Origin of the sequence: Halonatronum saccharophilum DSM 13868, assembly GCF_000517025.1 — a bacterium.
Lineage (GTDB): Bacteria > Bacillota > Halanaerobiia > Halobacteroidales > Halobacteroidaceae > Halonatronum > Halonatronum saccharophilum.
This window is the reverse complement of the sequence record NZ_KI912095.1, coordinates 421,097-425,057: the sequence shown is the minus strand read 5'-3', so window position 1 is coordinate 425,057 and position 3,961 is coordinate 421,097. Positions and strand designations below refer to the sequence as shown.

At 32.0% G+C, this 3,961-nt stretch carries 7 protein-coding genes; 4 read left to right on the top strand and 3 right to left on the bottom strand.

Going from position 1 to position 3,961, the window contains the following annotated elements:
- Nucleotides 1–390 (bottom strand): NAD(P)-binding protein (locus tag HALSAC_RS0109340; RefSeq protein WP_027340045.1); only part of this gene is annotated, 390 nt, incomplete at its 3' end.
- A 108-nt stretch (nt 391–498) separates the two neighbouring features.
- On the opposite strand from HALSAC_RS0109340, the gene HALSAC_RS0109335 reads away from it, so the two are divergent.
- The 4 genes from HALSAC_RS0109335 (at nt 499) to HALSAC_RS0109315 (ending at nt 2,761) form a co-directional block, all read left to right on the top strand.
- Nucleotides 499–708 (top strand): hypothetical protein, encoded by a 210-nt coding sequence (locus HALSAC_RS0109335; protein WP_027338858.1) that lies wholly within the window; start codon nt 499–501, stop codon nt 706–708.
- 21 nt (nt 709–729) lie between these two features.
- Nucleotides 730–957, top strand: a complete 228-nt coding sequence (locus HALSAC_RS0109330) for a ferritin family protein (RefSeq protein ID WP_027338859.1) — start codon at nt 730–732, stop codon at nt 955–957.
- 161 nt (nt 958–1,118) lie between these two features.
- Complete coding sequence (locus HALSAC_RS0109325; protein WP_027340044.1) at nt 1,119–1,571, top strand: hypothetical protein; 453 nt, start codon at nt 1,119–1,121, stop codon at nt 1,569–1,571.
- Nucleotides 1,572–1,660: 89 nt separating this feature from the next.
- Nucleotides 1,661–2,761: an NAD(P)/FAD-dependent oxidoreductase gene (locus HALSAC_RS0109315; protein WP_027340043.1), complete on the top strand. Its 1,101-nt coding sequence runs from the start codon at nt 1,661–1,663 to the stop codon at nt 2,759–2,761.
- Between the two features lie 20 nt (nt 2,762–2,781).
- Here the strand turns inward: HALSAC_RS0109315 and HALSAC_RS0109310 are convergent, their stop codons facing one another.
- Both HALSAC_RS0109310 and HALSAC_RS0109305 read right to left on the bottom strand, forming a co-directional pair.
- Complete coding sequence (locus tag HALSAC_RS0109310; RefSeq protein WP_027340042.1) at nt 2,782–3,231, bottom strand: hypothetical protein; 450 nt, start codon at nt 3,229–3,231, stop codon at nt 2,782–2,784.
- Between the two features lie 15 nt (nt 3,232–3,246).
- Nucleotides 3,247–3,961 (bottom strand): GerAB/ArcD/ProY family transporter (locus HALSAC_RS0109305; RefSeq protein WP_169730091.1); only part of this gene is annotated, 715 nt, incomplete at its 5' end.

Here is a 3,961-nt window from a genome sequence, read left to right as displayed (position 1 = left end):
TTCTTTTAAATCATCTATATCTACTAAGCTATCAAATTCAACTGAAAGAGATAGTTTAGAAGAGAGTTGATTGTTAATAGAAGTTCCTTCTCTCATTCTATTTGTAATATATCCTAAATTTCCCTCTATAGTAACTTGTTCTGTTGGCCCGTACATAGCAATTCTTTTTATAGAAGAGGAAGGGGATAACTTTAGATTATACTTTTTTTTAAGGTGCTTAAAAGGGTCTGATTTAAAATGATTAAATATATGAAGAATGGCTGAGGTAAATAATACAGGATCTCCTATATGACCATTCTTTTCGAAAACAACAGGAGTAATTCCATACCTTTCAAATGCCAAAGCAGATGCTAAACCAGATATACCACCACCAATAATTGCAACTTTCATATAAGATACCTTCCTTTCGACGTCTGTATATAAGAATAATATTTACTTATAAGCGGGAAAATATTTATTAAGATTAAATTATATCAAAGAGAGTAGGAGGAAATAGATGTGCAAAAACTTTCAGCTGAATATATTCTAGTGATTTACTTTAAGAAGGCATTAGAAAAGGAAGAATTGCTTATAGAGAAATATGATGAGTATTATCCAGATATTCAAAATGATGAATTGAAAGATATTATAAAGGAATTTAAAAAAACATCTCAAGAACATATAAGTTTTATAAAGGATAAGATTATAAAATTAGGGCTTGAATCTTAATTGAAAGGGGAAAGAATTTAAATGAAAGATGTAGATATCTTAAAGGACATACTCGAATATCGGATTTCAAATCAAAAATTTTACAATCAAAATCTTATTGAGATTAGGAATCCAGAGGTAAGGGCAATTACCACCCAGATGAGGGATGATGAGATGCGAGCTATTGTAGAGCTACAGCATAAGATAAAGAGGCTAGAAGCACCTTCTGGTATTATTTCAAAGGTCTTCCCTAAAAATTCTACATTTTAGTAATTAAGTGTAGTCTTTATAATATTATTTAGGGGGCAGACACATAGGTCTGCTCCTACATTTAATCCATCAAAAGTTAACCTATGTTACTATAGTTTTCAACTTCAAGCATAAATAATATCGTTAAATCTAATTACTATATGAGGGGGTGCTTTATTTATATGGAATGGATTATAGTCTTTATAAAAAGTTGGATTCTCCTTTATCTTTTAGTTGATTTGAAGAGACTAAAGGTTAATATCTGGTGTGGTGTCCTAGCAGTAGCTTTACAGATAGCTATAGATACTAGGGCAATAAGCAGAGGTTGGTATCATATTAATCGGAAGGGTATTTCTATATTAGGGTCTTCGCTATTTTTTACTTTAGGACCAGTTTTAGTAATAGGTATTCTTATGGCCCAATATCATCCTAGAAAAAGATGGTTAAGGATAGTAAATGTTTTTGTAATTAGTGCTTTATATAGTATATTTGAGCTTTTTGTTCTTGCTAGAGAAGCTCTTGTATATCTTGATTGGAGTCATATCGATAGTTTGGTAGTAAATACTTGTGTAATGGCAGTTTTGAGTTGGTTTATTATCGTTGTATTAGATAAGAAGGGAGGGGCCAACACTTGAGCTTAGTTTTATATGTTCTTTCAAATATTGTAATAGGGGTACTTCTGATTATCTGGTTTAAAATATTAGAGAAATATGGGGGGTGAGGTATGAAGATTGCTATAATAGGAGCAGGCAAATCAGGTCTTGCTTGTGCTTACGAGTTAGAGAAGTATGGGATAAGCCCTGTTATCTATGAGAGAAATGGTTATATTGGGGAGCAGTGGGCCCATGTAGTTGCTACTATGGAGATAATCAATAGACCTAAAAAGGATGACAAAATTTATTTAAAGGAAAATTTTGATATAGAACTAAAGCCTATAAATAAGCTCAAGAAGGTAATTCACAAATCACCAAATAAGACTACTACAATTAAGGGCAATCTGGGCTATCTTTATAAGTCTGATAGAGATGTAGATTCTGTTAAGTATCAGCTTTATTCTAAGTTAAAGAACACCAAGGTATTATTTAATGAGGCAGGGGATTATGAGCTTTTATCTAAGGAGTATGATTATGTAGTTATTGGTACGGGAAATGGTATATATCCTGATGAAATGGGGTGCTGGATAGAGTTAGTAAGTGCTTACGTAAGAGGAGCGACAGTTATAGGAGACTTTAATCCTCAAACTCTAATAGTATGGTTGAATAAGGATTATTGTAAGAATGGCTATGCTTATTTGACACCTTTTGATAAGAAAAAGGCTTCATTGACCCTTGTTACAACAGATGTAAATGAGAAGGAGATCGATTATTATTGGGAGGCATTTTTGGCAGGAATAGATATAAAATATAAGATAATTGAAGAATTTAAGTTGGCCCATAATCTTGGTTATGCTTATCCTAGAATATATAAGAATATAATATTTGTAGGCAATTCAGCAGGTGGAGTAGATCCCTTTCTTGGTTTTGGGATGTTAAATGCTATTACTATGGGAGTGGCAGCAGCTAGAACTATTGCCAAGGGGTGGGATTATGAAAAGCAGATAAAACCTGTTATACAGAATAATTTAGAGATGAAAAGGTTTAGAAAAGCTTTTGATAATTTAAATAACAAGGGATATGATAATCTTATGACAGCTATTAGTCTACCAGGTATTAAGCATTTACTATACTATACACCAATTAATGTTACCAAGGTAGGTGCTGTTAGTTTAGATCTATGGGAGAAAATTAAATCTATAAATAAGAATGATATAAGAGACTCACTTTAAGATATCTTAAAGTGAGTCTCTTATATCATTTTTAAATGTCTATAGAAGAGATAAACCCATAAGTAAGTAACTATATAAGTCAATAAAGACCAAGGGAAAATCATCCACCTTAAAAGTACAACAGTTTTAGTTATTAAGCTAGCCCATTCAAAGAGGAGCATTGCTATAATCCAGACTCCTGTATAAAGGAGAACAGGTTTAATTTTTTCTGGTAGAAAGATAGTATATATTATATTTAATAGAGGATAGACCAGAATTCCAGCTAGGACAATATAAAGGTTAGATTTTTCTGGTGTTATATAATAATAGAGCCCAAAATATTCTCCTAATATAACTTCATAGACAAGAGAGTAAGCTACAGTTGTAATACCAATAATTATATGGGCCAACCTAAGCCCTCGTAAATATATACAGATACCAAATATTATCCATAAAGCAATTATAGATCCATAAAAAAAAGTATATTCCAAATAAATCAACTCCTCTTATGATTTTTCACGAGTTTTTGATACTAAAAGCAAAATTATAGGGATAGTAATAGCAACTGAACAGACATAAAAAGGATAAATATAATGGATAAAGTTAGTCAGTTGGATCATCCTTGGAGCAATAAGAATAGAAAAGCAGACTATAATTATTGCTATTGGAGTAATCAATGGCTTATAGGACTTTAAAGAAAATAACTGGGCCAACCCTAAAACAACAGCATAGAAAGATATAGAGATATTAATAAAGATACCTATAATCCAGATAACCATAATAAGAGCATCTATATTCTCTATGTAACGACCAAACTCTATTATACGAACATAACTTAAAGCAGGAAAGATTATCTTTTGTGCTAGTGGGCCAAATACAGCAATAAGGAGAACTCCACCCATTAGACCACCACTTAATACAATCGTGCCTATAGATATATCTCTGCGAATATTCTCTTTGTCTTCTACAAAGGGTATAAGTTGTAGGAGGATAATAGATTTTAAAAGCCAACTTTGGATCAGTAAAGCACCTCTTAGGGGAGGAGCAACTCCCTGATTTAATACAGGGAGAAAGAATTTGAAATCCATCTCTGGAATATTAAGAAAGATAACAAAAGAAAGAGCTAAAAGTCCAATTGGGAGAAGCAGGTTGTTCACTCTAGCAATTGTCTCTATCCCATGATAAGCACTATAGGATGCTATTATTATAGTAAGGATACTA

Excerpts from the sequence above, each read along its gene's own strand:
- HALSAC_RS0109315 (WP_027340043.1), top strand. The coding sequence starts at position 1,661 with ATGAAGATTGCTATAATAGGAGCAGGCAAATCAGGTCTTGCTTGTGCT.
- HALSAC_RS0109330 (WP_027338859.1), top strand. The coding sequence starts at position 730 with ATGAAAGATGTAGATATCTTAAAGGACATACTCGAATATCGGATTTCA.
- HALSAC_RS0109325 (WP_027340044.1), top strand. The coding sequence starts at position 1,119 with ATGGAATGGATTATAGTCTTTATAAAAAGTTGGATTCTCCTTTATCTT.